The following is a 26,267-nucleotide window of genomic DNA, read 5'->3' as shown; positions in this document are numbered from 1 at the left end:
CCTGTTATCGCCTTTTACAGAAAGTTTTACTAATATTATTTACTTATTTTAAGACGTTTACTGATTCACGTACGAATGCTTCCATATCATCTGGTGTACGGCTTGTAACTAGTTGATTACCGCATACCACAACTTCTTTATCATGGAAGTTTGCGCCTGCATTTTTCAAATCAATAGCAATTGATTTGAAACCAGTTACGTCACGTCCTTTTAATGTTTCAGCATTGATTAGCAGCTGTGGCCCGTGACAAATAGCCATAACCGGTTTGCCTTCATCCATAAATGATTTTGTAAAAGCTACGACTTGATCGTCCGCACGCAAGATATCTGGTGAGAAGCCTCCGGGTAAAAACAATGCGTCAAAATCTTCTGGTTTTACATCGACAATTGCTTTATCAATTGTTAATGTTGTTTCGCCTTGTTTACCTGTTACTTCGCCTGTTTTCACATCGATTTTTGTTAGCGTATGGCCTTCTTCTTCAAAGGCTTTGGCTGGATCTGTATATTCCACATCTTCAAATAAATCTGTTACTAATACTGCAATTTTCTTACTCATTCTAAGCAACTCCTTAATTGATTTGTGTACTAATGTTCTATAAATAAAATACCCGTACACTATTCTTTTAAACATGGTTTATGAGTAAAAAACTTTTCTACAATAATCTAAAAACACAGTGTAGGTTTTTATAAATCAGACATTCAAAACAAATTAAATGTCTGAAACGTCGTCTCTTCTGGAACTGGATACACATCTCTACCTGCAATTACGTTCAGAATACGCTGATTACGCTGAACGGATAAACCAAGATTTGTTGCGCCAGATCCGTGTGAATGTTCAATGTTAGTTAACGTAAAAAAGTGGTGGTTACGGGGGTGTTTAAAGACAAGCCGGTAATCTTTTGTGACGTTGAAACGCTTGTCATCTTCCCATTCGATATCATCTTTTATTCGTTCGATGAACGGCGAAATCTTTGGCTTATAGCCCGTGGATAATATCAAACGATCCGCTTCGTATTGAAAAGAGCGATCAGCCTTTAATTGTTTACACTCCAGCTCATATCCATTTGCTTTTTTATGAATGTCACTTACTTCAGTCGAAGCTTGAATCGTAACGGGTACTCTTCCTTTAAGTGAACGATGATAGAGTAAATCATAGATTTTCGTTAAGGTAGAAGATTCAATTCCGTGACGTAGGGGGTTTAAATCTTCTACCGTGCTTGTACGTTCCTCAAAAGCCAGCGAATGAAAGTAATCTACATAGTCTGGCGAAAATAACTCTTGAGCAAGCTTGGATTGATCAAGCTGAAAAAAATTAGAGGATCTTGTAAACCATGTAAGGTGGTAATGATGTTCAGTCTGTTCTTCTAGTAAATCCAGAAAAATCTCGGCAGCACTTTGCCCTGAACCAACGATCGTTATATGCTTTCCTTTTTGAATCTCTTCTTTTTTATGTAAATAGCCGCTGCTGTGTAAAATATGCTCATTTAGCTTTTCTTCAAAAGCCGGAGGCACAAGTGGAATGCTTCCTGTTCCCATTACAACGTGTTTAGCATTTACCGTTTGAATTCCCTCAGGTGTTTCTACCTTTACTTCATAATACTCTTCTTCATTTTTTGGTATCACGTCCACAACTTTTGAAGAAAAGTGGCAGGAAGATAGCTGCTCCGCTACCCATTTCGCGTACTCGTTGTATTCTTGACGCGGAATGTCAAAACGATTAAAGAAAAAGAACGGATACAAGCGCTTTTGCTTGTGAATATAATTTAGAAAAGAATAGGGGCTTGTTGGATCTGCAAATGTAACTAAGTCTGCTAGAAACGGAATCTGCAAGTCCGTGCCGTCAATTAACATGCCCGGATGCCATTCAAATTTCTCTTCTTTATCAAAGAAGACTGCATCAATTTCATCAAGAGGCTCAGCAAGGGCCGCTAAGCCTAAATTAAAAGGGCCTATTCCTATTCCCACCATGTCATACTGCTTATTTGTCATCTTTAAACTCCCTTTCATAAAAAAAAGCTAACAGTATTGTCTACTGTTAGCTTTTTACCCTTTTTCCATACATTTATGCGGAAGGAGTCATACTCATTTTCGGGCCAAACGATTCATACATGATATTTTCTTGGGAAATGCCCATTTCATCTAGGCCTTCTAACACCATTTGTGTAAATGAAGAAGATCCACAAACATAATAATATGCATGTTTATCGCCGGCATATTTAGCTAGCTCTTTTTTAGTTAAGCGACCATACGTTATGTTTTCATCATGCTGATCTGTTTGCGCTTGACTATAGAAAACGTGCTGTTCAAACGTATATGTCTCTGACAACGATTGAAGCTCTCGTTTCATTGCATGAAACTGCTCATTTTTAGCACTGTGAATAAATGTTACTTCTTGATTGTTTTCCAATGCTTGATGAAGCATTGACATCATTGGAGTAATTCCTACACCTCCGCTGATAAATACTGATTTATTATTTTCTTTTAAGACAAAATCTCCTGCTGGAACGCTGACTTCAAGCAAGTCTCCTTCTTTCAATTGATCATGTAAATACGTTGACACGACCCCGTCTTCCATTTGTTTTTCTTTTTTCACCGTAATTTTATAGTATGGTTGGTTTGGATAGCCAGATAAGCTGTACTGGCGAATGGATAAATATTCTTGACCAGGAATTCGTACACTCACGTACTGACCTGGCAGAAAAGCAGGCAGTGCTTTTTGATCAGGTGATACTAAATAAAACGAGTACACGCCTTCTGCTTCTTTTACTTTTTTATGAACCATTAGTTTTTTATAATCTTTCCATCCTTTTTCTTCAGCTTCTTCATATAACTCTTGCTCCACACTTATGAATACGTCTGCAATGGCACCGTAAGCTTCTTTCCAAGCTTCCATAATCTCATCGGTCGCAGCTTCTTTTAAAACATCTTTAATTGCCTTTAATAAGAACTCGCCGACAATTGGATAGTGCTCTGCTTTCACGCCGATACTGCGATGTTTATGGGCGATTTGCTTCACAACTGGAAGCAGCGTTTCAAGCCGATCGATGTACTGCGCAGCGGCATAAACTGTATTAGCTAACGCCATTTGCTGACGTCCTGTTTTTTGATTTGTTTGGTTGAATACATTTTTTAAAGAAGGATACTGTTCAAAAAGCATTTCATAAAAACGAGTTGTGATTGCTTGCCCATGCTTTTCTAAAACAGGAACTGTACTTTTTACAATAGAAATAGTTGTTTGTTTCATAACTTTCGCCTCCGAAAGATTCATTTTTAAAAGATATATTTTTAATACATCTTTATAATACTCATATCCTACTTAAAAAGATATATTTTATATACACATTTAAAGAAATGTTCACAAATTCACCCTGTCAAAAATGTGAGCATTCTTTCTGTATTTCTTAGATATAGACATGCTATTATAGATATATCAGCTGCTGATAAGAGAAGAGGTAAAAAGATGAGGCTCACACAATATACAGATTACTCACTGCGAGTTTTATTATATTTAGGCGTTCGCGATAATAATAAACTAAGCAATATAAAAGAAATTGCTGAAGCGTATAATATTTCAAAGAACCATCTTATGAAAATCATTCACGAACTTGGAAAACTTGGCTTAATTGAAACGATACGAGGACGAAACGGCGGTATTCGTTTAGCTCAGCTTCCAAAAGACATTAATATTGGCAAAGTGGTACGTCAAACTGAAGAAGATTTTCATATTGTTGAATGTTTTGACCGTGAAGGAAACTTCTGCATTATTAGCCCCGTCTGCAAGTTAAAAAGTGTTTTGCATGAAGCCATGCAAGCCTTCATTAAAGTGTTAGATCAGTATACATTAGAAGATCTAATCCAAAATAAAGACGAATTAAACCTCCTCCTCCTATCTCAAAAAAACGAGGAATGAACAAACTAAAATTCACCTGAAATCATTCTCGTTTTTTTGACCTTTTTCCCTTTCATCATAAAATAAAAGATGTTACAATGAGGCACGTATTGGAAAGACAAGATGTCTCCATTCGAGCAGACAATGAACCTCATTCTGTTCATCCTAAAAAAATGACGAAAGGGTGTTTGAGTATGCACGTAGGAAGCAAAGGTTGGTATGTTGAGGAACTTAAAAAACGAGGAGTTCGCAACCATGAAGGCCGCAAAGTGGAAAAGTACAAAACATATGTACTTGCTAACTTGCTTGATAAACACAAAAATTAATTAACGTGTAATAAGAGAGTACAAATTTGTACTCTCTTTTTTGTTCATTTAATAAGCTGCGTCTTGATAAAAATAATTTGGTGATAATACTTTATTTTTATAAGGCTTATGAAAAATATGTGTGGTAGCTGGTGAAACCGGTGGGATTAACCATGTCCAGTTCCCAGTCACTTCCCGGCCATTTTTTTGTTCTCTTTCTTCAAACAAGTGAAATTGCTGAGCAGCCGTATGATGATCTACAATGCTAACACCTTCTCGTTTGAAAGAAGAAAGCACCGCAACGTTTAATTCAATAAGAGCTTTGTCCTTCCAAAGCGTCGCGTTGTAATCCATGTTCAATCCCATCATAGAAGCTATTTTTGGAAGTTGATTATAGCGATACGTATCCGCCAAATTTCGGGCACCAATTTCAGTCCCCATGTACCATCCATTAAATGGTGCTGCGACGTAATCAATCCCTCCAATTTCTAGCTTCATATCTGAAATCATCGGGACAGCGTACCATTTTAACTGTAAGTCTTCAAATTCAGGAAGTTCCGGATGCGTAATAGCTACTTCTTTCACTAAATGTTTTGGAATCTCAAACCATCGAGGTGACGCTTCATTAACTTGCAGGACCAGAGGAAGAACATCAAAGTGAGTTTTCTCACCTTCCCACCCTAGCTTTTGGCAAACCTCCGTGAACGCAACAGAATCAGGATCTCCTATCACACCATATTCCGTCTCGTACCCAGCATAGCGGATTAGCTGATGATTCCAGATTCTAACCGGTTCTTTTGCTTGCATTTTCGGTTTAAACACCGTAATAGTAGGCCGGATTTTCCCGTCATTTGTTGCATATTCAATATGATGAAACAGAGCGTCTCTTACCTCTTCAACTGTGCTCACCTCTCGCTTATCAAATACATTGAGCGATTGCCAAAATAGTCGTCCGATACATTTATTGCTGTTTCTCCAAGCCATGCGAGCTCCGTGCTCTAACTCTTCAAATGTATGATCATAATGTCCGAGTGACATAATTTGCTGATGAATTTCTTTTAATCGCCTGTTTTTGTCCGCTTCGCTTTTTTCAAGTTCAGCGTAGCACGTCTCTATAAATACACGTGCTTGTTCAAATAATTCTTCTTGCTTCAACGTTTGTTCCCCCCTAGAAGAACAGATTTCATTCTTTTCGTCCAAGAAAAGCAAGTTTCAGTATACCATTCTCATAGCGGAAACGCGCATCATAATGCTTTAATAACCTCTTTCAATATTAACCAAGTTAGAAGGCAATTCGCCTTGCTCAACTTTTTGCAGCGTTTCAACAAAGCACTCTACTGCTTCTTCAGGCGTAGTCACCGCCGAAATATGAGGTGTTACGATGATATGTGAATGATTCCACCAAAAAGATTCTTTCGTTAACGGCTCACGTTCAAATACGTCTATGTATGCTTTTCGAATACGCTTTTGCTCAATAGCCTCTACTAACGCATTTTCATCTACAGTTGCACCTCGTCCAACATTTATAAAGTATGCATTTTCAACTACATTCATCCATTTTGAATCAAAGTAGCTTTTTGTTTCATTCGTTAGCGGCATTGTACTAATAATCCAATCAGCTTCTTTTAGCAAGTCTCTCTCATTTGAAATCGAGACTACTTGATCAAATGACGGCTTTTCATTTCCACTTTTAGATACTCCTATCACTCGTACACCAAAAGATTTTAAAACGGTTGCAAGACGTCCGCCGATTTCACCTGTTCCATAAATGATGACCGTTTGAGCAGAAAGCTGCTGAGGCTCTACCGCTTTCCACTGCTTTTGTTTTTGCTGATGCTGAAACTGTGCGTGGTGCTGAAGTTCAGCTAGCATATAGCTAAGACAATATTCACTGATCCGCTGACCAAATGAACAAACCGTACGTGTTAACATCACGCTCTTTTTCCAATCCCCACTTTCTAAGAACCGATCAACTCCTGCACCGAGAGAATGAATCCATTTGAAGCTATGGTCTTTAAAGTAATTCGTTGGACCGAAGGATAAAAGCGCGTCAGCCCAGTTTAAATCTTCCATTGTAACGTCTTGCTCTTCCATAAATCGAAACGTCTGAGACAGCTGCTTTTGTTTGATTATCTCCTCCAGCTCCTTATGCATTCTTCCTGCCACTAGTATCGTATAAATGTTCATTTCTTTTCCCCCTGCCTTTTTATTCTTCTATATACTCTATTTGAATGATTCGATATAACCGTCCCTTCGTCATGAAGGATTTTCTACATTGATATATATAGTATGAATCAAGTGAAAGGAAGACGCGAGTGAATTTTATATGACTTTCAAGGCTGGAAAACTCATATGGATTTATGTATATAAGTTCGCTATAATCGTTATGAATCAATTTGTTTATAACGAAACGTACGATAGATATTTTAAAAGAAAAGGTGTGTCAGCATGAGTGTATTAAACGTAAAAAATCTAAGCCATGGTTTTGGTGACCGTGCGATTTTTAACGATGTATCATTTCGATTGTTAAAAGGTGAACACGTCGGCTTGATTGGAGCAAACGGCGAAGGTAAATCAACATTTATGAACATCATTACAGGCAAGCTAGAACCGGATGCGGGAAAAGTAGAATGGTCTAAAAAAGTGCGCGTTGGCTATTTAGATCAGCACACGGCATTAGAGCGCGGCCTTTCTATTCGTGATGTACTAAAAAGTGCTTTTCAATATTTATTTGATTTAGAAGCTCAAATGAATGGCCTCTATGAGAAAATGGCGGATGTATCACCAGAAGAACTCGAAAAACTATTAGAAGAAGTCGGTACGCTTCAAGACCTCTTAACAAACAATGACTTTTACGTTATCGATGCAAAAGTCGAAGAAATTGCGCGCGGATTAGGATTAGAAGATATCGGCTTAGATCGTGACGTACAGGATTTAAGTGGCGGACAGCGTACAAAAGTATTGCTAGCCAAACTATTGCTTGAAAAACCAGAAATTCTTTTACTTGATGAGCCTACAAACTACTTGGATGAACAGCATATTGAGTGGCTACGACGCTACTTGCAAGAATATGAAAATGCCTTTATTTTAATTTCTCACGATCTTCCATTTTTAAATAGCGTGATCAATTTAATTTATCATATGGAAAACCAAGAGTTAAATCGCTATGTAGGAGACTACGACGATTTTATGAAAGTATATGAGATGAAAAAACAGCAGCTTGAAGCAGCTTATAAAAAACAACAGCAAGAAATGGCAGATTTAAAAGATTTCGTAGCGAGAAACAAAGCGCGCGTGTCGACACGAAATATGGCCATGTCCCGTCAAAAAAAGCTGGATAAAATGGAAGTAATTGAACTAGCTCAAGAGCGTCCAAAACCAGAGTTTAACTTTAAGAGTGCTCGTACTTCAAGCAAATTAATTTTTGAAACATCTGATTTAGTCATTGGATACGAAGAGCCGCTTTCTAAGCCACTGAATCTAAAAATGGAGCGAGGTCAAAAGATTGCCCTTGTAGGAGCAAATGGAATCGGGAAAACAACTCTTTTAAAAAGTATTCTAGGAGAAATCAAACCGATTTCAGGCTCTGTAGAAAAAGGCGATTACCAGCATATTGGCTATTTCGAACAAGAAGTTAAATCAGCTAACTACAATACGTGTATTGAAGAAGCATGGAACGAGTTTCCTCACTTTACCCAATATGAAATTCGTGCAGCGTTAGCTAAATGCGGCTTAACAACCAAACATATTGAAAGTAAAGTAGAAGTTCTAAGCGGTGGAGAAAAAGCAAAAGTCCGTCTATGTAAGCTGATTAACAATGAAACCAACATTCTTGTACTGGATGAGCCTACAAACCACTTGGATGTAGATGCGAAAGATGAATTAAAACGAGCTTTAAAAGAATACAAAGGAAGTATCTTAATTATTTGTCACGAACCTGAATTTTATCAAGATGTAGTCACAGACGTGTGGAACTGCGAATCTTGGACGACTAAATTATTTTAAAAAAACGGGTTAAAAGAGGCATATCTTTTAGAAAAAGTGGGAATGATAAGATTAAGTTCCCCCCCTTTGTGTGAGTAGCCATTTTTTAAATGGTTACTTTTTTTATGTATAGTCCTTTAATAAAATGGCTATATTGTATCTATACTCCCTAAACCCAAAAAGACCGCTGCAGTGATGCAGCGGTCTTTTCGTTGTCATGGTTTCATCTGTAGCCAGCTATCAAAATGATGAACAGCTATACTGCTTGGAGGGTTTTTAGCTTGACACTTCGTAAGCAACTTACCCAGCTCTTGCATCATCTTTTCTTCTCCTTTAGCAGAAAAAGAAATGTATTCCCCTTCATCTGAAGCCATCGTTTCTACCCCTATTTCAATCGGAGTGGATAGTACACGTCCCCACTTGCGTTCATTTTGCGTTATGTCAGCAATACCGTCTTCTTTATCTGCATGGTTTCGGTACGACATAATTGTGACTTCATCAGCGTACTGAATAATCCAATGCCCCAGCGAACCGGAACCGTTGCTATTTTTGAATGGAACTTCGTCAAACCAAAACGGTATATCTACAGCAAGCGGCAAGTGTAACTGACGAGACTGTACTGCAGCTTGAGAAATAACATATTGATACTGCAGAATACTTTTCGCTCGATTATTTTCCCAACTTTTATACAAATAAGGCTCTACATCCAAATGAATCCCTGAAAATTGCTGTTGATCGTCTGCTTCTGCTTGGTAAGCTGTTATCCAATTAAAAAATGCTGCCTGCTCTTCTATACCAGAAGGCCCTATCCAAGAAGGAGCGCCGTCAAGTGCGTAGACATCTATACCCTGGACTTGCGCTTGTTGGATAAAATGCCTATATACAGAAGGTGAAAGATGAGCATCAATTTGTAAATAAACCTTTGTCACCTTTTTTTCTTGAAGTTTTTCACGGATAGCTTCTTGGTTCAACATCCATTTCTTTGTATCCCACACCCACGTCGACAGCGGTATATTCATCTCTGCATTCACCTTTGATCCACATCCTATTCCTTTCCCCATATTAAACAGCCATACAACCACCAGAAAAATAAGAACGCACTTGCTTTTCACACTCTATTTCCTCCTTTATACGAGCCAGAACTCATATAAAGAGAGTCTGGCAGCTTGGCAACTTTATGGTGAATTTCTCCCTTAGATCTGTAGCTTTCAGCAAACTCTCCCTTATCAATTTTTTCAGCCTAATCTTTATTTGTTCTAGCGGTTGCTTGATTTACTTCCCTGTATCTTTCTTATGGAATAAATATGCCTGCTTTGGATGGTTTGGCTGATTTGGATATTTCAACTGTAATTGTCCTTTTCGTAATAGCTTTGTTAAATAATTATTACGTACTCCATCCGGCGTTCTTTCTAGTAAATAAGCAAACTCTTTAAGCATGAGCGGTTTTTCTTTGCATAATTCAAGAATAATATGCTCCATCTGATTAGGCGAAAGCCGTTTTTTTTCACGAGCCAGCGCTGCAATATCCCATAGCTTCGTATCAATATCCTCACCATTCACTGAATTAGAAGAACCATCTTCCGATTCTTTATTATAGGAGCTTTGATAACTATTATAGGAGTAATCATCTTTATTGTATGAGTTAAGTTCACTATTATAGTAGTTTTCTTCTTTATTATAGGAGTTATTTTCGTTATTACATGAGTTTAACTCCTCTAATAAATCTTTATTATAAGAGTCTTTATTTTTATTATAGGAGTTATTTTCGACATTGTTTTCAGGTATGTTTTGATATTTTTCGACACTTTTAAAATTATTTCCCAAATCAGTTACAGACGTATGATAAGTGTCTTTTTCAGAAGAACTAATCTGTCTTTCTTGAGTGGACAGAGATAACGTGACTACCGTACGATGCATAGAAACATCTTGATCAACAGAAGGCTTTTTATAATGATGCAAGCTCCAGTTTTGCTTCACTTTTTTCAAGCCAGAGCCCGAACGTTCACATAGCCCTAGTAAACTGAATAGCTTAACGATATTCGGGTTTCGAAGCTGACTAACGGTTTTACTAAAAACTGAATCTGTAGGTACTAACAAAAGACCTGGATTAGAAAAAACGTAATGAGAAGGTTGCTTTTCTAAAATAACGCCGCCCTCGCCATTATAATCTGCATGAATAAGCATATTGATTAAAACTTCTGTTAAAGAGGAAGCGATTGACGACTGGTGTTCGCTATTGCGAACAATTTCATGAATATGGAAATGAAAATCGAAAATATTTCCTGACCACGTCCCGTCTTGAGAGGTAAAACGCTCTGTCCATTCTTCATTCCCTTTACTTTCCCGGTATTCCAAAAAGTATTGTGGTAAAACTTCTGTGATAATCCGTTCTTCACTGAATAAAAGCAGGCCTGCGAGCGTAACTCCTTCTTTATGGGTATCTCTTACCTTTCCCCATGCTCCTACTTTGTATAAAAACTCTTTTGTTTCAAGCGCATTCCAAGGATGAGCTGGTTTTACTTCAGCAAATCGATCCCGGTAGCTTTTGATCGTATCAAAATTTAATTCATTTAATCCATAGTGCTCTAGGATGAGATTATCTTGTAACATATTCAACTCTCCTATTATCTTTGTATATTTATTTAACAGCGCGAATATGCTGTTTCTTACCTCTTGTTACTAACGTACTAACTTTATTTATCTAGATGCCGCATAGATCCTGCTTCTGCCGCCTAATCTCTTCTACATCGATATATACACCTCATCTATTCTATCATTTTTTCTTTCTTCTCTCCTGCATTTTTCAATCTTCAACATAGCCGAGTTTATTGTGTAAAAGCTGTGGATATTTATCTTTATCCACAGCTTTTACACAACCTACAAACCCTTTTCTAGCTGTTTCAATATAAATTTGTTATAATACCCTTCATAACAACGGATTAAGTGAGGGATTACGTATGGAAAAAGCTACATTTGCAGGTGGATGTTTCTGGTGTATGGTTACACCATTTGAAGAGCTAGAAGGTATTCACGGCATTGTATCAGGATATATGGGGGGAACTGTGGATAACCCTACCTATGAGCAAGTAAAATCTGGCACAAGCGGTTATTACGAAGTGGTTCAAATCACATTTGACCCTGAAGTGTTTCCGTATAAACGTTTGTTAGATCTTTATTGGCCGCAAATTGATCCAACAGATGATGGAGGTCAATTCCAAGATCGAGGCTCGCAGTATCGAACAGCAATTTTTTACCATAACGATAGCCAAAAGCAGGAAGCTGAAGAGACAAAGCTAGAGGTCGCAAAAAGCGGACGTTTTAAAAAACCAATCGTGACAAGCATCCTTCCTGCCTCTGCGTTTTATGAAGCGGAAGAGTATCACCAAGATTTCCACAAGAAAAATCCAAAGCATTATAAAGAAGACCGCGCTAAGTCTGGTCGAGATGAGTTTATTCAAGCGAACTGGAAATAATTCTTATGTTCGAAACAAAGCCGCATAGCGTTTGCTATGCGGCTTTGTTTACCAATTATCTGTATAAGTTGCTGTTGTTGACGGCACGCTCCAATATTGCTGCGAAGGCTGCCATGCTTTTAACGAGCCATCAGCTCTCTTCACAATTGCTTTAAATTGAACATTTTGACTCGCAGGAAAATAGACGGTGCCTCTCCAATCGGCTGTAGATGAATTATATGTTAATTTAATTGGATAAAGGGACGTATCCCACTGACCTAGCTCAGCTCTGTCTCCAACAATATAAACCGTTTCTCCTACCGCAGTTGGCGCATTTTTCACTACAACCGTTTGCGCAACTGGTGTAACGCCCAGCGTATTTTTAAATTGCCCCATCAGCGTATCATTGTTAATGACATCGTAGAAACGAAGCAAAGTAAATCCTGCAAAATTATAGTTAAAGGCCATTTCAGCTGCTTTTTTATATTGATCTTCACTGCCTATAGTTAGAGCATTTTCCCCGTTTAAAACAATTCCTTTTGCATTCGCAATACCTGCTACTTGGCGTACAAGCGTCTTTGGCATAGAATATTCGGGATAACTTCCGCTGTCCGTCATTTCTAAGCACGTAAACGTTATATCTAATTTAGCTGTTTTAAAAGCGTCTAAAAGCGCATTGTAATCATTATATCCAGCAGGTTTTTCTGCAGCATGAGGAATCGTCGGATTATTATACTGCCAATGAATTCCCGCCACTTTTGCACCGATTGGTACGTTAAAGGTGGCATCAAAAGCCTGATGAGCTAACTGTCCAATACGTTTTGTGTGATCTTCCAAAGCTCCTTGATACCATGCTAAGAAATCTTTTCCATAAGCTGTTGAATAACCATCTTTTAAGAACTGATAGCCATCTGATGGCGGTAAAATTTGCGATGCAGAGGTTAAATTGGTTCCCCATGCCTGATTGACGCCGGCGAGTGAACCGTATTTAGTCAAAGCATATGATTGAAACTTGCTTTTGGCGAAGTTCGTATACACTTGAAATTTTCCTCTAGACGGATAGCCGGTTCCGTCTGCTGCTGTATAGGACGGATAACGAATTTCACCTGCAGGGCCTCCGGATAAATAGATTTTAGCAATCACGTCTTTATAAGGTGCTAACGCTTGCGCAAATGCCGTATAGAGCTCTCCGTATTGCTTAGAAATAACGTCAGTTGCAAGCGGGCTTAGCGTTTCTTTATTTGTCGTACCTGTTTCAGATTTAAAGTAAAGGCTGTCATCACTTTTTAAGTTCCATACCCAAGACGGAAGCGGAACGTTACAATCATCTCCAACATTACCGCCGCACTGATGAGTAGAAATAATAGGAACGATCTTTATACCTGCATTACGAGCAGCTTGAGCAAAGCGCTGAGCATAGGAAAAATCAAACTGCTGATCGCCGTTCTTCTCCATATCTCCCCACCAGAAGTCTACTGTCACCGCATAAAATCCATTTTGTTTCGCTTTGCGTAAATCGTTCTCAAACGCTTCCCATGTTGTATAGTCTGTTACCTTTTTTAAAGGCGCCATTAAGTAGGTTTTGTAACCAGGATTCATTGATTTTCCATCTACGGCAGCCGCTCCATTAAGTGGATTCAAAATGAAAGCGTTAACAAAAATGAGCACCAAAATAAAAGCCAACCCTTTTTTACATAGCTGTTTCATAGCTTCCCTCCATTTTTTCAAAATCACCTATAGGTATTCGGCGGATTTTAGTTTTTTCCTTTTTCTTTTATAAAAAAAGACGCCCCGCCAGGACGCCTCCTACATTAGTTCCAAATCTCATTCACCCATTCAGGATGGTCAATAAACGGATTGCGGTTATGCTGATAGTCTGAATAAATAATATCATTTCTGCGTCGTTCTCGATCATCTACTGGATCTTCGGCGTTCCATTGAAGAAGCACAGATAATTTCCCATGATAAGGAGCAGTGCCATTATTCACTGTGTTATTAAGTTCTAAGTCAGGCTCATCACTTACATCGCCTTCATAGCGTATGGCCATATAAAACAACATACGAGCCACATCACCTTTTACTTCATCTCGAGGTTCCCATGAATCACTGTCAAAATAATTTCCGAGTGCCTCGCTATGTTCCGTCCCTCCGTTATCAAAATCTAAGTTTCCTCTCGTACCATTTACAGACACATCGGTTGGACGTAAATGATGAAGATCTGTTCCAGGACCCATAGCTGTTCCAAAGTCCCCGTGAGACTTTGCCCAGACGTGCTCACGATTCCAATCGTCCACTCCGCCTCCATTTGTACTCTTACTCTGTGAACGCCCCGTATAGAGCAAAATAACGTTATTTGCGTTAGCTGGATCTTCATCCGTTTTCTTTAAAGCTTCCCATACGGCTGAATACGAAAGTTCTGTGTGATGGTCAATAATGTTATGAAGCTCTGTTTTTAAGGTGTTTCCTGTTTTTCCAGCTGCGGTACGATAATAGTCTTCTACTGGAACAGTTGGCTCTGTGGGGTCTGGAGTCGGATCAGTTCCTCCTGTTTCTGTACTGATAGAAGTAACTGATTTTATTCCTGGGTGTGAAAAGTAAGGGGTGAGTGTGCCCGTAACAGTAAGACTTTTCCCTTTTAACTCCGAGCGACTTTGAAGTCCAAATGTACTTCGCAAATTTGAAGGAATTTGAACGTATACCATCTTGTCTGTGTTGGTTTCGTTTGCACTGTCAGCGAGAGCAAGTGCATAATCGTTTGGGTAATTGCTCGTAATAACTGTAGATGTGCCTGTAGGTTGACCTACTACATATCCTTTAACAGCTTGTACACTATTGTTTTGATTTTCAAGAGCTTGTGACACAGATAAAGATGCCGCTGCTTGACTAACAGGAGTTAAGCTCACTACAAGAGCAAAAACAAGCAGGGACATTACCCATGTTTTTTTACACAGAGCATGTAATCTCACTTTTTTATTCCTCCTTATGATAGGTTTAAAAACTCGTTTCCTTCCACCTCTTTATATTATTTTTTCACTGTGAATTCCCTGCCTGTTTTTTGTTAAGTTTTATAGTGAAAAAGATGTGTTCTTCTTTACAGTGGCGGCTGCTTTATGCGAAGGGTTATATTTTTAAAAGTCCACACTGGAAAAAGCATTATGTGTCTTTCTTTATATATGGTATAATCAACCGAATCGTAAAAGAGCTTATACCATTTCAGAAAATGAAATGATTTAAATAGAAATGAGGATTGTCTATGCTTAGTTTTGACGAAAAATTAGCTATTATTTCATCGTTTCCAGAGCTGCATCGAAAAGATGTATCTTTAGGACGCGTGAATTTTCATTATGAAGAAAGCGTGTACGATAAAACGGTTGTTGTGCATCATCTGCATCCTAACGGAAATGGATTTGTATATGCAGGTTTTTTAAAAGGATATGAAACAAATGACAAAGGTCTTGTGAATATCCGTGATTACACTGAAGAAGATCTTCGATCAATTATTGAAGCTTCTATTGAATCTTTGTCTACCCTTCCTGATACAGCTAGAGAAGAAGCTATTGTAGGGAATGGAAATGAACAGCGCTGGAACGGCCCAGACAATGCAACGCTTTTACTTGTTCATGAAGATGACCTGTGGAATATTTATTCTGGCTTGAATTTAGAGGCAGCATTTTTATCTTACGAAGAAGCAGAAGATTATTTGTTTGAAGAAGGCTTCCGCCGCCTGTAAATTTACGTCTATACGCAAAAACCTCGCTGTTGATTAACAGCGAGGTTTTTTCATTTTTTCACAGAAGGCTGAGGGCTAATGCGCGGTATTAAAACCACAAATAATACAACAACCCCCACACCAATCAATAATAAATAAAACCATTGTAGATCTGATGACTTTTCAGAAGCCGTTTGTTCTGTCCGATCTTTCTTGTAGGAAGTGTTTTTAGAAGAAAACAAGTTATATTCTTTTGCTTTCGCAGAAATCGTATTATCTTCAGCTGATGCGTTCGCAAAAAGACTTTCTTTTAAACTCTCTTTCTCTGCATCTTCCTCTTTTTCAAATGTAAGATCCTTTATTTCCTCCGGAATATTTCCTACTTCTTTTTTATTTTCTAGCAAAGATTCGGGGTCTAAGTTAATGGGATCATCTTTATATACATTTGGTTTAATCTCTTCAACGTTTCCATCATCAGCTTCAGCCGCTGCTGCTATAGGGAAACAAAGAAGTGAAAAAATAAGAACAACACTTCCAATCTTCTTACTAAGCACTATAGGTTTCATCATTTTCAACCTCTTTAGTCGTCTTTAAAGCACGAATAATAGATGGCAGAACACTTAAAACAGCAGTCATTCCCAGTAATACAATAAGCGCCTGTCCAAACAGAGACTGCGTATCATATTGAATGGACATGTACACTTTAGATACTGGATCTTCGTAATTAAAGTTTGGCATAGATAAGTTAAGAAGCGGGGTAATATAAAATAAAATCAACCCTACTGTCGTCACCCATCCAGCGAAGCTTCCTAATAAGAAAGCAATACGTACAAGTGTAGATGAAGCAAGCAATAAGACGATCGTAAAGATTGACCATTCCATTGCCCGGTCTCCCGATAACGAATAAATATTCAGGCTAAAGATACTTACCATTAACCCTACAATCAAATTCAATAATCCAAAGAGCGTACCTTTTACAAGCATAGGTGCATGTCGGTAGTATTGACTGAAATAGCCAATTAGTAGGCTGCTGATTAAGATAATAACCAAAATGACAACCGGTGGAACCTCTTTTACTTTTTCAGCCGGCACTTCACCGCTTACTTGAAGAGGATTTGCTAAATAATGATAAACGTAATCATTATTCTGTCCATCTACTAATGTATTATTTAACAAGCGGTATACCTGGCCTCGCACCAACTTCGTTGAATCCACGTTTTGGGCCCACTTGCTGTTAAGCGTGTCAGCCTTATCCTGAACTTCATTTACACGCTTCTGCAATTCATCTGTGTACGTGACAACATTAGCTTGTCTTTCACCTAAAGATGAAATGAGTTCGTTCATTCCCTTCAACTCTTGACCCATGCTTTGCTGCAGCGTCATTAAGCCTGTTACGTCCGGAGCTTCTTTCTTTTCTAATGCTTGATCTTCACCTGCGCTAGATTGAAGCTCTTGATTCATTGCATTTGCTTTTTCTTGAATAGCTGATAGCTCTTCCATAATCGATGCTTGTTCAGCATCAACTGTTTGTCCATATTGATCAGCAAAATCTTGCACTGAACTTTGGAACTGTGCTAACTCTTCTTTTGTTAGAGACAGGTTTTGTTGGATTTGCTTACGCGCGTCTTGAGAAGAAACGGTTCCAGCTAACGCCTGCTGCAAACTTCCTTTAATAGAGTCATTGTTAAGGACGCTGTTCTGTATGTCTGTATTTCCTACTTGAGCTAAAGTCAAATCATACTGCGATAAATCACCGTAGTACTTTAACAGATCTTCGGCACTGCTGCTTTTAATCTTACCTGAGAATGTATTGCTCAGCTTTTCCTTTCGAGAAGCTGAAAGGTTTGGAGAAGATAAGATTTTATCTTCTTTGTTTTTAATCATCGTAATGAGACCATCAACATCCGCACTGCCTTTAGAAGGTTTTTTGCCGTCTTCTTTCAACTTTTCATTCTCTTTTTTTAATCGTTCATTTTCTTCTTGAAGCTTAGCAATTTGACTGCTGGACGACTTGGTTGCTTCTTCTAAGTCTTTCTCTGCTTTGTTTTTCTGTGCTGTCAAAGACTCGACGTCTGCTTCCAAACTGGCAATTTTCTGCTTCAGCGCATCCGTATTTTCTCCTGAAGTTTCAGGCTGAACGGTTACATTTTGCAGCTCATCTTTGACCGCCTGTACCTGTGTTTTCAGATTAGCCACTTTTTCAAGCGCACTTTTCACAGCATTGGATGTGCCTGATGTATCAGGTGTATCCGGTGTTTCAGGCGTTCCAGGCGTTTCCGTGTCCTCAGGTGTCTCAGGTGCTTCAGGCGCTTCGGGTGTTTCACTCGTCATGCCTTGAAGCTGCTTTTCTAAATCATCAAGCCCTTTTGATATATCATCAAGCTTTGCTGTTTGCTGAGATAAATCCACTTGAATTGGTTCTGACGTTCCTTCGCCTTGACCGGAATCTGGCTGAGTTCCATCATCTTCTCCAGGATCCGTCGGCGTCTCTCCACCTTGATTAGGATCTGGCTGAGTTCCGTCACCTTCTCCAGGGTCCGTTGGCGTCTCTCCGTCTTGATTAGGATCTGGCTGAGTTCCATCACTTTCCCCTGGATCCGTTGAGCCTCCACCACTATCATTTGATGAAGCTGTCTCTAGCTGCGCACGAAGCGGCTTTAGCTTACTTTCAATTTGATTTAAGGTTGTTTGCTCAGACTGCTGTTTGTATGAACTGATGATTTGGCCGTTCAAATCTTGCAGAGCTTTTTCTTGTTCACTGACGTTATCTGCTTGTTGATCTCCAAGTTCTCCAACGGCTTTTTGATTTTCATCCAGCTGCTGTTGAATGGAAGATAAGCCACTAAACACTTGATTGGCCTGCTCATTAAAATTTTGCTTAGAGCTTGGCTGATTAGATTCAAGGGAAGACAACCCTTGTTGAATCGCAGCGACACTTTGAGCCTGCGTTTTTTCAAGCATTTGTTTCTGTGTTTCTTGATATGTTTGATATTGATTTACATATTCAATGAAGCTGTTTAAATTCTTTTCAACCTGTTCTACGTCGCCTTGTCTGTCGCTAGAACCTTTTTCTGCTTTATTTACATTATCTTGGATTTGCTGAAGAATTTTCTTTTGATCATTTAATTCACCTGCTAAATCTTTTGAATTCGGTTTATAAAAAGCGACCATTGTTTTTTGAAAGGCGATTTCTTTATTTAGAATTTTATCGAACTGTCCGCGTACCTTATCCACTTCCTGTGATACATAACTCCAGTACAAAGAGGACATTTCATTATTAACCTTTGTAGTAGCATCTTCTAATTCCCCTACTACTTTTTCCTTATTAACTGCGTTAAGCTGACTTTGAACTTTGTATTCCAAAGTAGCTTTTTCTGGTTTTTTTTCCTGATACGATAAAATATTTTGTGAGAAAGTCGAGGGAATATAAATAACCGCATCATATTTCCCATTCTGTAAACCGCTTGTAGCTGCGCTTCGTCCAAGCACGGTCCATTGATAATCTGACCCCTCCTGTAAAAGAGGAGTCACTTTTTCTCCAAATTCTATCGCTTTTTCACTATTTTCTTTTACTCCATTATCTTCGTTAACAACCGCAATCGTTCTTGTTGAGTTTTCTGTGACTTGTAGCGGGTTGTCTCCAATATACTGGAAAAAGAAAGAAGGAAGAGCCAAAATTAAAACAACAGCTAATATGACTTTAAGTGTATACTTACGCTGTTCGGTCATGTTAAGATCTTCCTTTCACTTACACATAGCGGGATTTGAATTCTTGTTTCTTTTCCACTTTTAATATAATAACCGAAGCCAGGGTTAACGTCGGCTTCTTTTCGGTCATAAGGAAGTGTAAATAAGCTTTGCTCTGTTTTCTTCATCAACAACACAGCTTGGCCAATTTGCTTCACTTCTGTTGTTAACGCGTCAAATCCTTTTGAAAACTCATTGTTGTTCCCTGCAACAATCAAGTTAAAGCCCAGGTGGCTATAATTTTTCATCAATTTTGTAATACGATCCTGCAAGACACTGTCTAAGTTTTGCTGGAATCGTACAAATCCGTCTACCACAAGCATGATCGGGGCAAATGAAAGGCCGTGTACGGTTCCTTCCTGCACTGCTTCCAAATACTTATTTTCACGTCGCTGCAATCGTTCTTCGGTTAGGTCAAGCCAGTCGACGATCTGTTCTTTTGTTTCCATGTAAACAACTTGCTCTTCAGCTGCATAGCTTGATAAACCACGGTCAACCGAATCAAATAGTCCGATTTGCTTCACGCCTTGTTCAAGCGCTGTTTGCAGTATGACTTTCACTACATTTGTCTTTCCTTTTTGCGTCTGCCCCATGACGATACAATGCTTATTTTTCGTAAAGTTCATATGCACCGGTCGAACAAACTCTTCATCTAACCCAAGAGGAATAACTCCTTTTTCGCGAATAACTCTTCTGTCCGTCATAAATTCGGCAAGTACAAGTTTCGATGACAGCATTGGCACCGGCTCCGGAAGAATAGCATCAGCATATTGATTCTTTAATCGTTGAATGTGCAGCTTAACTGCATCAAAAATTTCAAAATCATCTTTTCCTTCCGCAGGTAAAAACAGCTGTGCAAAATAAGGTTGATCCGTTTTGATAATAGCCCGACCTGGAATAGACTCCAGCGCATACGGCGTACGTCCTAAAATAGAATACGCTTCTGAATGATCCATTAAGTAATGAACCACCTTCGTTTTCAAGTTATTCATAAGTGACTGACGAATAGAATTCACGCGCGTTGCGGTAAAGATCATATAAATTCCTAAAGACTGGCCGTCACGCACAAGCTGTGTGAACTGCATTTCTAGATCTTGCATTTCTTCTTTAACAAGATCAAAATTATCAATCGTGATAAAAATTAGAGGAAGCTCTTCTGAACTTAGAGCATTATACATTTTGATATTGCTAACTTCCTGCTGTTGAAATAACTGCTTTCGCCTTGCGATTTCTTGTTTGATAATCGTCATGAATTTTTCAATTTTACGCATTTGATCCATTAAGAAATAATCCGCCGTATGAGGCAGCTGACGAAGCGGCAGCAGCGTACCGTTCCCAAAGTCAAAAATGTAATAATGAAGCTGCTCTGGGCTCTGTCTTTCAGCTAGACTAAGAAGCAACATCATGACTGTAAACGATTTACCGTATCCTGACGAACCAAATATACCAATGTTTCCATCGTCCATCAGCTGATAGTTATATACCGTTTGACTTTGCTTTTCAGGTTCATCAATTAAGCCAATTGGGAATACGCTGTCTCGCTTCTCTTTGTACTCACTGCGAAGCAATCTCTCTTTAAGAGGCGGCAGCCATGGACTATTTAATTTTTTGATACCTAATTCCTGCTGCGTTTGTTCGATTTTTTGCACCACAACATCAATTTCTGCTTCCGCTTGTTTGGATGACGTCTGCTGAGTAGATACATCAGATAAAGGAATCAACCCGAGATCTGTGACAATGGCTACTTCATCTTCAGCCCCATACGTATCTTCCATGTACGGCGCGCCGCTCCAAGCTGACTGAAACAGTTCATACACTTCATTATTTCCAACCTGCAGATAGCCTCGACCCGTCACCGTAATAGAAGCAGCGTCTGCATTTTTTAAGATTTCTTTACTATCAGCGGCATCTTGGACTTTTAACGCTACTTTAAAGCGCGCATTACTCCAAATTTGATCGTCAATAACACCGCCTGGCTTTTGTGTTGCTAAAATTAAATGAACGCCTAGACTACGTCCAATTCGCGCCGCGCTGACTAATTCGCGAATGAACTCTGGTTCTTCACTTTTTAACTCAGCAAATTCATCCGAGATTAAGAATAAGTGAGGCAGAGGTTCTTCTGCCATACCTTGCTTATATAAATCTGTATAATCATTAATATGATTGACTTCATATCTATCAAACAAGCGTTGGCGTCGCTTTAATTCACTTTTAATAGAAGCTAAGGCTCTTGTACTAAAATTCTTACTTCCTTCAATATTTGTAATGGTTCCAAGCAGGTGAGGCATGTTTTTAAACGGCTGAGCCATTCCTCCGCCCTTATAGTCAATCAATAAAAATGCGACTTCATGGGGGTGGAAATTCACCGCTAGAGAAAGAATGTACGTTTGTAAAAATTCACTTTTCCCTGACCCCGTCGTACCTGCAAGTAATCCATGAGGGCCGTGAGCTTTTTCGTGAAGATTTAGTTCAACAATATCTTCTTTTCCTTTTAAACCAATTGGAACCGCTAGCGACTTAGCTGATTCATTGGTGTGCCACCTTTGCACGATATCCAGCTCACCAATTTCTCTTGCTTTAAATAATTCTAAGAATGAAACGCTATTTGGAATTGAGTTGGTCATGCCAACTTGGTGATCCAATGTCCGCAGCATCCTTGCAAATCTTTCATTATAATCAAGCGTGTGTTTATCAAGCTGAAATGGAATATTCACAGCTTTTTGCTTTTGAATTAATATATCCCCCTCGGATTCGTTAATATAACGAACGAGTGTGTGAACATGCTCCGTTAAGCTTTCTTTCGTCTCTGCCGCAAATATCGTAGAGAACCCAAGATGAGGGTGATACCCTTCTAAATACTCTAAGATAACGTGATCTGCAATTAGCTGCTGATTCGTAATAATAAAAACAAAGTGAGGCAAAAAAACCCCTTCTCCTTTTGCTTCATCTAAGTCGCGTTCTCTCAGCATTTCGTAAATAGAAGATAAAAGCTGATCTCTCGTTTGTTCATTATAAATGAAGCCTTTCGCAAAAGAATGAGGCAGCTGAAAATGAGGGAGCCATTTCATCCATTCCCACTCTTTATATTCTTCTTCATCAAAAATGAATACGAATCTCACATCATGATAACTGTGGGAGAATGCCAGCTGTCCTACAAGCTGATGCAGTTCATTCTTCACCGTCTTCATCTTTCCTACCAGACCGATAGAGCCTAAACCTAAGTGAGCGGTAACAGGTGCATTTTTGACTTCTCGATAGACTTTTTCCATGTGCTGAGACTGCTCAAGCAAATCATCAATTTCTCGATTAGCCATATCTCCGCTATTTAAAGAAATTTGGTAGCTTCCAGGAACTGTTCCTTTTCCAAGACGCACCTGTAAGAAATCACTGCTTTCCACAGTTCGTTCCCAAATTCGATCGGAAATCTGTTCTGTTAAATATTTCATTCGTTCAAACGTTGGAAAATGATAAGATAATACATCTCGTTGAACTGATGCTAGTTCTTGTAATTCCTCGCGCTTGTTCTCTAAGTACTTTGTATAAATTCGACGACGACGCTCTTGGCGCTTCTTGCGCTGTTTTTTATCTTTGAAATATTGAACGGTAGATACAATCAGCGTGGTCGTAAACATCATGACAGATATAATAATAAAAATTCCCCTGGGCTGAATAATCGATACCGTACCCATGACTAAAAGCATGACTAATGGGGGTAAAATGGTAAGCCATAAGCTTCGGTTATTTTCATCATTGTCTTGAGACGGAAAGGACAAGCTCACCTTATCATTAGGCAAATCATATATCATGCGCGGTGTCCGTCTATAAACCGGGTACTTCTTTTTCATTTCAGAAATAGGTTGCGCCGTAGCCGGAAGCTTAGATGCATAATCATAGTAGCTTTGAATCTTCAGCAAATCTTTTTCGATCAATTGAATCGTCATAGAAGACCATAAAATAAGATCTCCGGGCTGAAGGTTCCTATTCTCTTCTATTCGGTGTCCATTAAGATAAAGCCGTTCTTGGTTATAAAAGACCTTCCACTTCCCGTTTATCTTTGATAAGTAAAATCCTTCTTTTGGCTCTACTACATACTTTTCTTTCTGCTGATACACATCAGCTGCTTCATCACTTGTGGAAAACGAGACTTCTGATTCGTAATCAATATAATAGACAGCTTCTTTAACAGCCGTCTCTGTAAGGGCAAAGGTTAAAGCCTGTCCTTGTTCTCGCCATACAAACGACTCAGAAACAGATAGCTCTGCTATCCTTTCTTCTCCGTAGGAAACCAAGAGCCGGCCGTTCTTTTCAGATGACAGCGTCATTTGACCTTTCTCAAACGGATAGGAAAAAGTAAACGTTTGATGCTGAGTGTTTCCAACCGTTGCTTGGCGAAAGGTTTTAAAATCTATAGGCAGCTGCTGATACGTTTGCCCACTAACTATCCAAAGCATATTCATACAACTACCTCCCTACTTCGATTGATCTTCCTGCTGTTTTTTCTGCTCTTCTTGTTTCTTTTTCTCGGCTTCTGCAGCTTTCTGTTCTTCTTCCTGCTGCTTGGCCGCCTGTGCTTCCTCAGCCTGTTTCTCTTCTTGCTGCTTGGCTGCTTCCGCTTCTTGCTGATCATTTTCTTTCTTGAATTCTTCCAGTTCATTCGCTACTTTATCAAGCTCTTCTTGCTTTTTATCAGCCGCTAAATCGTTGTCTGTCTTTAGCTGACCTTCGTATTTCATTAATGCATAGATAATTAACGAACGTTCTTCTAACAACCTGCTCACTTCTAAAGCTTTTTTGTTGTCTCCTCGGCCAATGTAAAACCAATAGGCAAAGTACTGAGGATCTGACTGAAGCGTAATAGTCTTTAAAGCATTTGCCTTTTGCTCCTCTCCCAACTTTTCATTAACAAGATAGGAGGTTGCTATTTCGTATTGCACAATTTTAGGCATACTTTCAATATCGTAATCTTCAAGTGTGTCGACTACTTTGCTGTAGTTTTTTTCAAGAAAGTATTCGTTGCTTTCTACAAATGCTTCTTGTTTCGGCTGAGCAAAAAAATAAGAATAAAAAGTATAAATAAGAGCTGGAATTAATAAGACAAGTATACCGACAGATGAAAACTTAAAAATGGTCCAGCGTTTTTGAGGAAGTTGAACAAGTGTCTTTTGATGTTTTTCAATTTGGGTTAGCTTATGCTGAACAAATTGACTCAACTCTTCCTCATTGCTGATATGCATTATTTTTTTAGCGTCTTCTTTTAATTGCAAGGTCTCGTATAACTTAAAATACTGTTCAAATGTATGCGATGAGTCAACGGCCGCCGCTATCGTAGCCTTTAACTCCTGAAAGCTTTGTTCCTCGTTAGGCTCATAAGGAGGTAAACTTTCTTTCACTCCATAATGTAAAAAAGCAGGACTTAAACTTTTATCAAAAATGATATTTTCTGGACAAATCAACAAATGCAGCCTTGAAAAAGAATGCTGCTTTACCTTTTTGATAAGCTGATCTGCAAACAGCCACTTTTGCTGTTCTTCTTTTCCCCTTAATGCTGTAAAAGGTTGAAATTCAGAGGTAGGCTTAATTGTTATTTTAAGTTCATCATCGCTCATCATGATTTCTTTTTGAAAAGCCGTGTTTACATCCTTTAACATTTCAATTTCAACAGAACGATCAAGTCGAATTTTTTCTTTTTGAAAAACAAATGTATATTCATTATTATGACGTGTCATTACAGCTTCGAGCTGCTCTTCTAAGTAAGTCGGTTTCTTCTCTGACATTCTAATAGACTCCTTTAGAGAATTTCGATACAATCACCTGTGGTAATTCCGCAGTTAATCATCGTCTCATTTCCCGAGAAAATAAGATTTTTATTTGAAACACGTATCCACGCACCGTCCTTTGGTGATTGAGTAATCTTTTTAGCTTGCCAAACGATCTCGACTACTTTTTTGATTGAATGATAGTTTGATAGTCGCAAATCGAACCGATCACCTGTATAGTGCTTTAAGTCTACTGTTACTTCTATATACATAGGGTTTCATCACCTCAAAACATAGAAAAAGCGCCTTCATCTTTTGAGAATGGGGCGCTCCTTTTATTACTTCACTTAGATTATTAGATGAAGTTAACCGCGGATTTGGCTAGCGATTTGGTTATCTGTATCTTCAAGAACATTTGCAGAGTCGTCTAATTGCTTAGCAATTTTTGTAAGTAGGTTAGACATTTCAACGAAAGAAGGTTTTAATTCTTCGTATTGAGCAGCAAACGCTTCGCTTGAAGCACCTTCCCACATATCTTGAAGTTGATTTTTCATTGTATCAAGACGGCTTACTAGTTCTTGAACTTGACCGCTTTCGTTAGTATAGCGACCTGACATGTCGCGAAGCTCTGCTGGTGTTACGCGAATAATTCCTGACATACATATCTCTCCTTCGGTTTATATATTTACTATTATTGTAAGAAACTCTAGTGATAAGGTCAAAGGTTACTTGCAAAAGCCTCCAAAAATGAGAATATGTATCTACAAATACCCCTAAAAAATGCAAATAAAACCTAAAAAACCAAGATTTTGTTCTCATTTAAACCTTTTCCATCTAATCTATAGGTACCTATTTAAAGGAAAATAAAAACTATAAGACTATTAAATTACATTTCTATTTATTATCTATAGAACTATTTACTAGTAATAAAAAAGCAGCAGCCTGTTTAAGGCCCTGCCTATATATATCCTATTTATTTAAGATTCAGACATGCTTGAAAAAAGGACATGTGCTTGTTATCGCCTTGGCTACTGCTTAAAATAATTTTTATCTTCTTTTAACATTCTTATTTCTTCCGGGATGAATAATTTTGAGAGAGGCGTGTCAGGATTAAGTAATATGGCTATTTCTTCATTTAATACAGGCAGCATATCCTTAAATGATACACATACGGTCTTTTCATCTTTTAGCATCTGTTCAATCGGATATTTTGACGAAAAAACAGGTAAATATCGATACGCTGCACTTTTCATCGTCTGAACGTAGTGCTCTGCAATTAATATATCTGATGCTACATGTTCTGAGCTAACAACTAGCCATAAATTGCTATTCATTAAAGTTTTATAAAATTGAGCAATTTTTTTATTATCTTTCATTGCTTCAATTAACGATTTTTCTAATAAATTAAATGTATACTTCATTGCT

General features: G+C 38.5%; 21 protein-coding genes. 5 read left to right on the top strand and 16 right to left on the bottom strand.

Annotated features, from left to right (window positions below; genetic code table 11):
- Positions 1–43: 43 nt before the first annotated feature.
- The 3 genes from ACRPLQ_RS23390 to hmpA all read right to left on the bottom strand — a co-directional run bounded on the left by ACRPLQ_RS23390 (position 44) and on the right by hmpA (position 3,244).
- Entirely contained in the window at positions 44–556 is a 513-nt protein-coding gene (locus ACRPLQ_RS23390) for a type 1 glutamine amidotransferase domain-containing protein (protein WP_165635417.1), read from the bottom strand.
- A 143-nt stretch (positions 557–699) separates the two neighbouring features.
- Positions 700–1,989: a lysine N(6)-hydroxylase/L-ornithine N(5)-oxygenase family protein gene (locus tag ACRPLQ_RS23385; protein ID WP_165635418.1), complete on the bottom strand. Its 1,290-nt coding sequence runs from the start codon at positions 1,987–1,989 to the stop codon at positions 700–702.
- A gap of 73 nt (positions 1,990–2,062) precedes the next feature.
- Positions 2,063–3,244, bottom strand: coding sequence for an NO-inducible flavohemoprotein (gene hmpA / locus ACRPLQ_RS23380; protein WP_047751739.1), 1,182 nt, complete (start codon positions 3,242–3,244; stop codon positions 2,063–2,065).
- 216 nt (positions 3,245–3,460) lie between these two features.
- Between hmpA and ACRPLQ_RS23375 the strand changes: the two genes are divergently transcribed.
- On the top strand, positions 3,461–3,910 hold the full coding sequence (locus tag ACRPLQ_RS23375; RefSeq protein WP_028410145.1) for an Rrf2 family transcriptional regulator: 450 nt from the start codon (positions 3,461–3,463) through the stop codon (positions 3,908–3,910).
- Between the two features lie 173 nt (positions 3,911–4,083).
- Positions 4,084–4,215, top strand: coding sequence for a YflJ family protein (locus ACRPLQ_RS23370; RefSeq protein ID WP_016762840.1), 132 nt, complete (start codon positions 4,084–4,086; stop codon positions 4,213–4,215).
- A 48-nt stretch (positions 4,216–4,263) separates the two neighbouring features.
- On the opposite strand, the gene ACRPLQ_RS23365 is transcribed toward ACRPLQ_RS23370, so the two are convergent.
- A complete protein-coding gene (locus tag ACRPLQ_RS23365) occupies positions 4,264–5,349 on the bottom strand; it encodes a nitric oxide synthase oxygenase (RefSeq protein WP_165635419.1) in 1,086 nt (361 codons plus the stop codon).
- A gap of 99 nt (positions 5,350–5,448) precedes the next feature.
- On the bottom strand, positions 5,449–6,381 hold the full coding sequence (locus ACRPLQ_RS23360; RefSeq protein WP_205663754.1) for a D-2-hydroxyacid dehydrogenase: 933 nt from the start codon (positions 6,379–6,381) through the stop codon (positions 5,449–5,451).
- Between the two features lie 261 nt (positions 6,382–6,642).
- On the opposite strand from ACRPLQ_RS23360, the gene ACRPLQ_RS23355 reads away from it, so the two are divergent.
- The gene (locus ACRPLQ_RS23355; protein WP_028412463.1) at positions 6,643–8,199 is read left to right on the top strand and encodes an ABC-F family ATP-binding cassette domain-containing protein; all 1,557 of its coding nucleotides are present in this window, start codon (positions 6,643–6,645) and stop codon (positions 8,197–8,199) included.
- Positions 8,200–8,393: 194 nt separating this feature from the next.
- On the opposite strand, the gene ACRPLQ_RS23350 is transcribed toward ACRPLQ_RS23355, so the two are convergent.
- Both ACRPLQ_RS23350 and ACRPLQ_RS23345 read right to left on the bottom strand, forming a co-directional pair.
- Positions 8,394–9,290 carry a hypothetical protein gene (locus ACRPLQ_RS23350; RefSeq protein WP_028412464.1) on the bottom strand — a complete coding sequence of 299 codons (897 nt, stop codon included), beginning with the start codon at positions 9,288–9,290 and terminating at the stop codon, positions 8,394–8,396.
- Between the two features lie 160 nt (positions 9,291–9,450).
- On the bottom strand, positions 9,451–10,788 hold the full coding sequence (locus ACRPLQ_RS23345; protein ID WP_165635421.1) for an ATP-binding protein: 1,338 nt from the start codon (positions 10,786–10,788) through the stop codon (positions 9,451–9,453).
- A 347-nt stretch (positions 10,789–11,135) separates the two neighbouring features.
- On the opposite strand from ACRPLQ_RS23345, the gene msrA reads away from it, so the two are divergent.
- Positions 11,136–11,651: a peptide-methionine (S)-S-oxide reductase MsrA gene (gene msrA / locus ACRPLQ_RS23340; RefSeq protein ID WP_028412466.1), complete on the top strand. Its 516-nt coding sequence runs from the start codon at positions 11,136–11,138 to the stop codon at positions 11,649–11,651.
- Positions 11,652–11,699: 48 nt separating this feature from the next.
- Here the strand turns inward: msrA and ACRPLQ_RS23335 are convergent, their stop codons facing one another.
- Positions 11,700–13,337, bottom strand: a complete 1,638-nt coding sequence (locus tag ACRPLQ_RS23335) for a family 14 glycosylhydrolase (RefSeq protein ID WP_033580731.1) — start codon at positions 13,335–13,337, stop codon at positions 11,700–11,702.
- Positions 13,338–13,441: 104 nt separating this feature from the next.
- The gene (locus ACRPLQ_RS23330; RefSeq protein ID WP_165635422.1) at positions 13,442–14,596 is read right to left on the bottom strand and encodes an endonuclease; all 1,155 of its coding nucleotides are present in this window, start codon (positions 14,594–14,596) and stop codon (positions 13,442–13,444) included.
- A gap of 287 nt (positions 14,597–14,883) precedes the next feature.
- Here ACRPLQ_RS23330 and ACRPLQ_RS23325 point away from each other — a divergent pair, with 287 nt between their 5' ends.
- Positions 14,884–15,360 (top strand): hypothetical protein, encoded by a 477-nt coding sequence (locus ACRPLQ_RS23325; protein ID WP_028412469.1) that lies wholly within the window; start codon positions 14,884–14,886, stop codon positions 15,358–15,360.
- Positions 15,361–15,410: 50 nt separating this feature from the next.
- On the opposite strand, the gene essA is transcribed toward ACRPLQ_RS23325, so the two are convergent.
- The 7 genes from essA to ACRPLQ_RS23290 form a co-directional block, all read right to left on the bottom strand.
- Positions 15,411–15,908, bottom strand: a complete 498-nt coding sequence (essA, locus tag ACRPLQ_RS23320) for a type VII secretion protein EssA (RefSeq protein ID WP_028412470.1) — start codon at positions 15,906–15,908, stop codon at positions 15,411–15,413.
- The gene (gene esaA, locus ACRPLQ_RS23315) at positions 15,886–19,068 is read right to left on the bottom strand and encodes a type VII secretion protein EsaA (protein WP_098999455.1); all 3,183 of its coding nucleotides are present in this window, start codon (positions 19,066–19,068) and stop codon (positions 15,886–15,888) included. The genes essA and esaA overlap by 23 nt, the downstream gene beginning before the upstream one ends.
- Positions 19,065–23,543, bottom strand: a complete 4,479-nt coding sequence (gene essC / locus ACRPLQ_RS23310; RefSeq protein ID WP_165635426.1) for a type VII secretion protein EssC — start codon at positions 23,541–23,543, stop codon at positions 19,065–19,067. Before essC ends, esaA begins: the two co-directional genes overlap by 4 nt.
- Before the next feature lie 12 nt (positions 23,544–23,555).
- The gene (gene essB, locus ACRPLQ_RS23305) at positions 23,556–24,860 is read right to left on the bottom strand and encodes a type VII secretion protein EssB (protein ID WP_048021601.1); all 1,305 of its coding nucleotides are present in this window, start codon (positions 24,858–24,860) and stop codon (positions 23,556–23,558) included.
- Positions 24,861–24,874: 14 nt separating this feature from the next.
- On the bottom strand, positions 24,875–25,114 hold the full coding sequence (locus tag ACRPLQ_RS23300) for an EsaB/YukD family protein (RefSeq protein WP_025752817.1): 240 nt from the start codon (positions 25,112–25,114) through the stop codon (positions 24,875–24,877).
- A gap of 93 nt (positions 25,115–25,207) precedes the next feature.
- Positions 25,208–25,501, bottom strand: a complete 294-nt coding sequence (locus ACRPLQ_RS23295) for a WXG100 family type VII secretion target (protein ID WP_028412473.1) — start codon at positions 25,499–25,501, stop codon at positions 25,208–25,210.
- A 369-nt stretch (positions 25,502–25,870) separates the two neighbouring features.
- Positions 25,871–26,263 (bottom strand): SseB family protein, encoded by a 393-nt coding sequence (locus ACRPLQ_RS23290; protein WP_028412474.1) that lies wholly within the window; start codon positions 26,261–26,263, stop codon positions 25,871–25,873.
- Positions 26,264–26,267 lie beyond the last annotated feature (4 nt).

This window comes from Priestia sp. TRN 1309 (assembly GCF_050846875.1).
Classification (GTDB): domain Bacteria; phylum Bacillota; class Bacilli; order Bacillales; family Bacillaceae_H; genus Priestia; species Priestia zanthoxyli.
This window is presented reverse-complemented; position numbering and strand designations above follow the sequence as displayed.

Bases quoted from the DNA above. Each gene is read 5' to 3' on its own strand.
- ACRPLQ_RS23390 (WP_165635417.1), bottom strand. From the start codon at position 556: ATGAGTAAGAAAATTGCAGTATTAGTAACAGATTTATTTGAAGATGTG.
- ACRPLQ_RS23385 (WP_165635418.1), bottom strand. From the start codon at position 1,989: ATGACAAATAAGCAGTATGACATGGTGGGAATAGGAATAGGCCCTTTT.
- hmpA (WP_047751739.1), bottom strand. From the start codon at position 3,244: ATGAAACAAACAACTATTTCTATTGTAAAAAGTACAGTTCCTGTTTTA.
- ACRPLQ_RS23375 (WP_028410145.1), top strand. From the start codon at position 3,461: ATGAGGCTCACACAATATACAGATTACTCACTGCGAGTTTTATTATAT.
- ACRPLQ_RS23370 (WP_016762840.1), top strand. From the start codon at position 4,084: ATGCACGTAGGAAGCAAAGGTTGGTATGTTGAGGAACTTAAAAAACGA.
- ACRPLQ_RS23360 (WP_205663754.1), bottom strand. From the start codon at position 6,381: ATGAACATTTATACGATACTAGTGGCAGGAAGAATGCATAAGGAGCTG.
- ACRPLQ_RS23355 (WP_028412463.1), top strand. From the start codon at position 6,643: ATGAGTGTATTAAACGTAAAAAATCTAAGCCATGGTTTTGGTGACCGT.
- ACRPLQ_RS23345 (WP_165635421.1), bottom strand. From the start codon at position 10,788: ATGTTACAAGATAATCTCATCCTAGAGCACTATGGATTAAATGAATTA.
- msrA (WP_028412466.1), top strand. From the start codon at position 11,136: ATGGAAAAAGCTACATTTGCAGGTGGATGTTTCTGGTGTATGGTTACA.
- ACRPLQ_RS23335 (WP_033580731.1), bottom strand. From the start codon at position 13,337: ATGAAACAGCTATGTAAAAAAGGGTTGGCTTTTATTTTGGTGCTCATT.
- ACRPLQ_RS23325 (WP_028412469.1), top strand. From the start codon at position 14,884: ATGCTTAGTTTTGACGAAAAATTAGCTATTATTTCATCGTTTCCAGAG.
- essA (WP_028412470.1), bottom strand. From the start codon at position 15,908: ATGATGAAACCTATAGTGCTTAGTAAGAAGATTGGAAGTGTTGTTCTT.
- esaA (WP_098999455.1), bottom strand. From the start codon at position 19,068: ATGACCGAACAGCGTAAGTATACACTTAAAGTCATATTAGCTGTTGTT.
- essC (WP_165635426.1), bottom strand. From the start codon at position 23,543: ATGAATATGCTTTGGATAGTTAGTGGGCAAACGTATCAGCAGCTGCCT.
- essB (WP_048021601.1), bottom strand. From the start codon at position 24,860: ATGTCAGAGAAGAAACCGACTTACTTAGAAGAGCAGCTCGAAGCTGTA.
- ACRPLQ_RS23300 (WP_025752817.1), bottom strand. From the start codon at position 25,114: ATGTATATAGAAGTAACAGTAGACTTAAAGCACTATACAGGTGATCGG.
- ACRPLQ_RS23295 (WP_028412473.1), bottom strand. From the start codon at position 25,501: ATGTCAGGAATTATTCGCGTAACACCAGCAGAGCTTCGCGACATGTCA.
- ACRPLQ_RS23290 (WP_028412474.1), bottom strand. From the start codon at position 26,263: ATGAAGTATACATTTAATTTATTAGAAAAATCGTTAATTGAAGCAATG.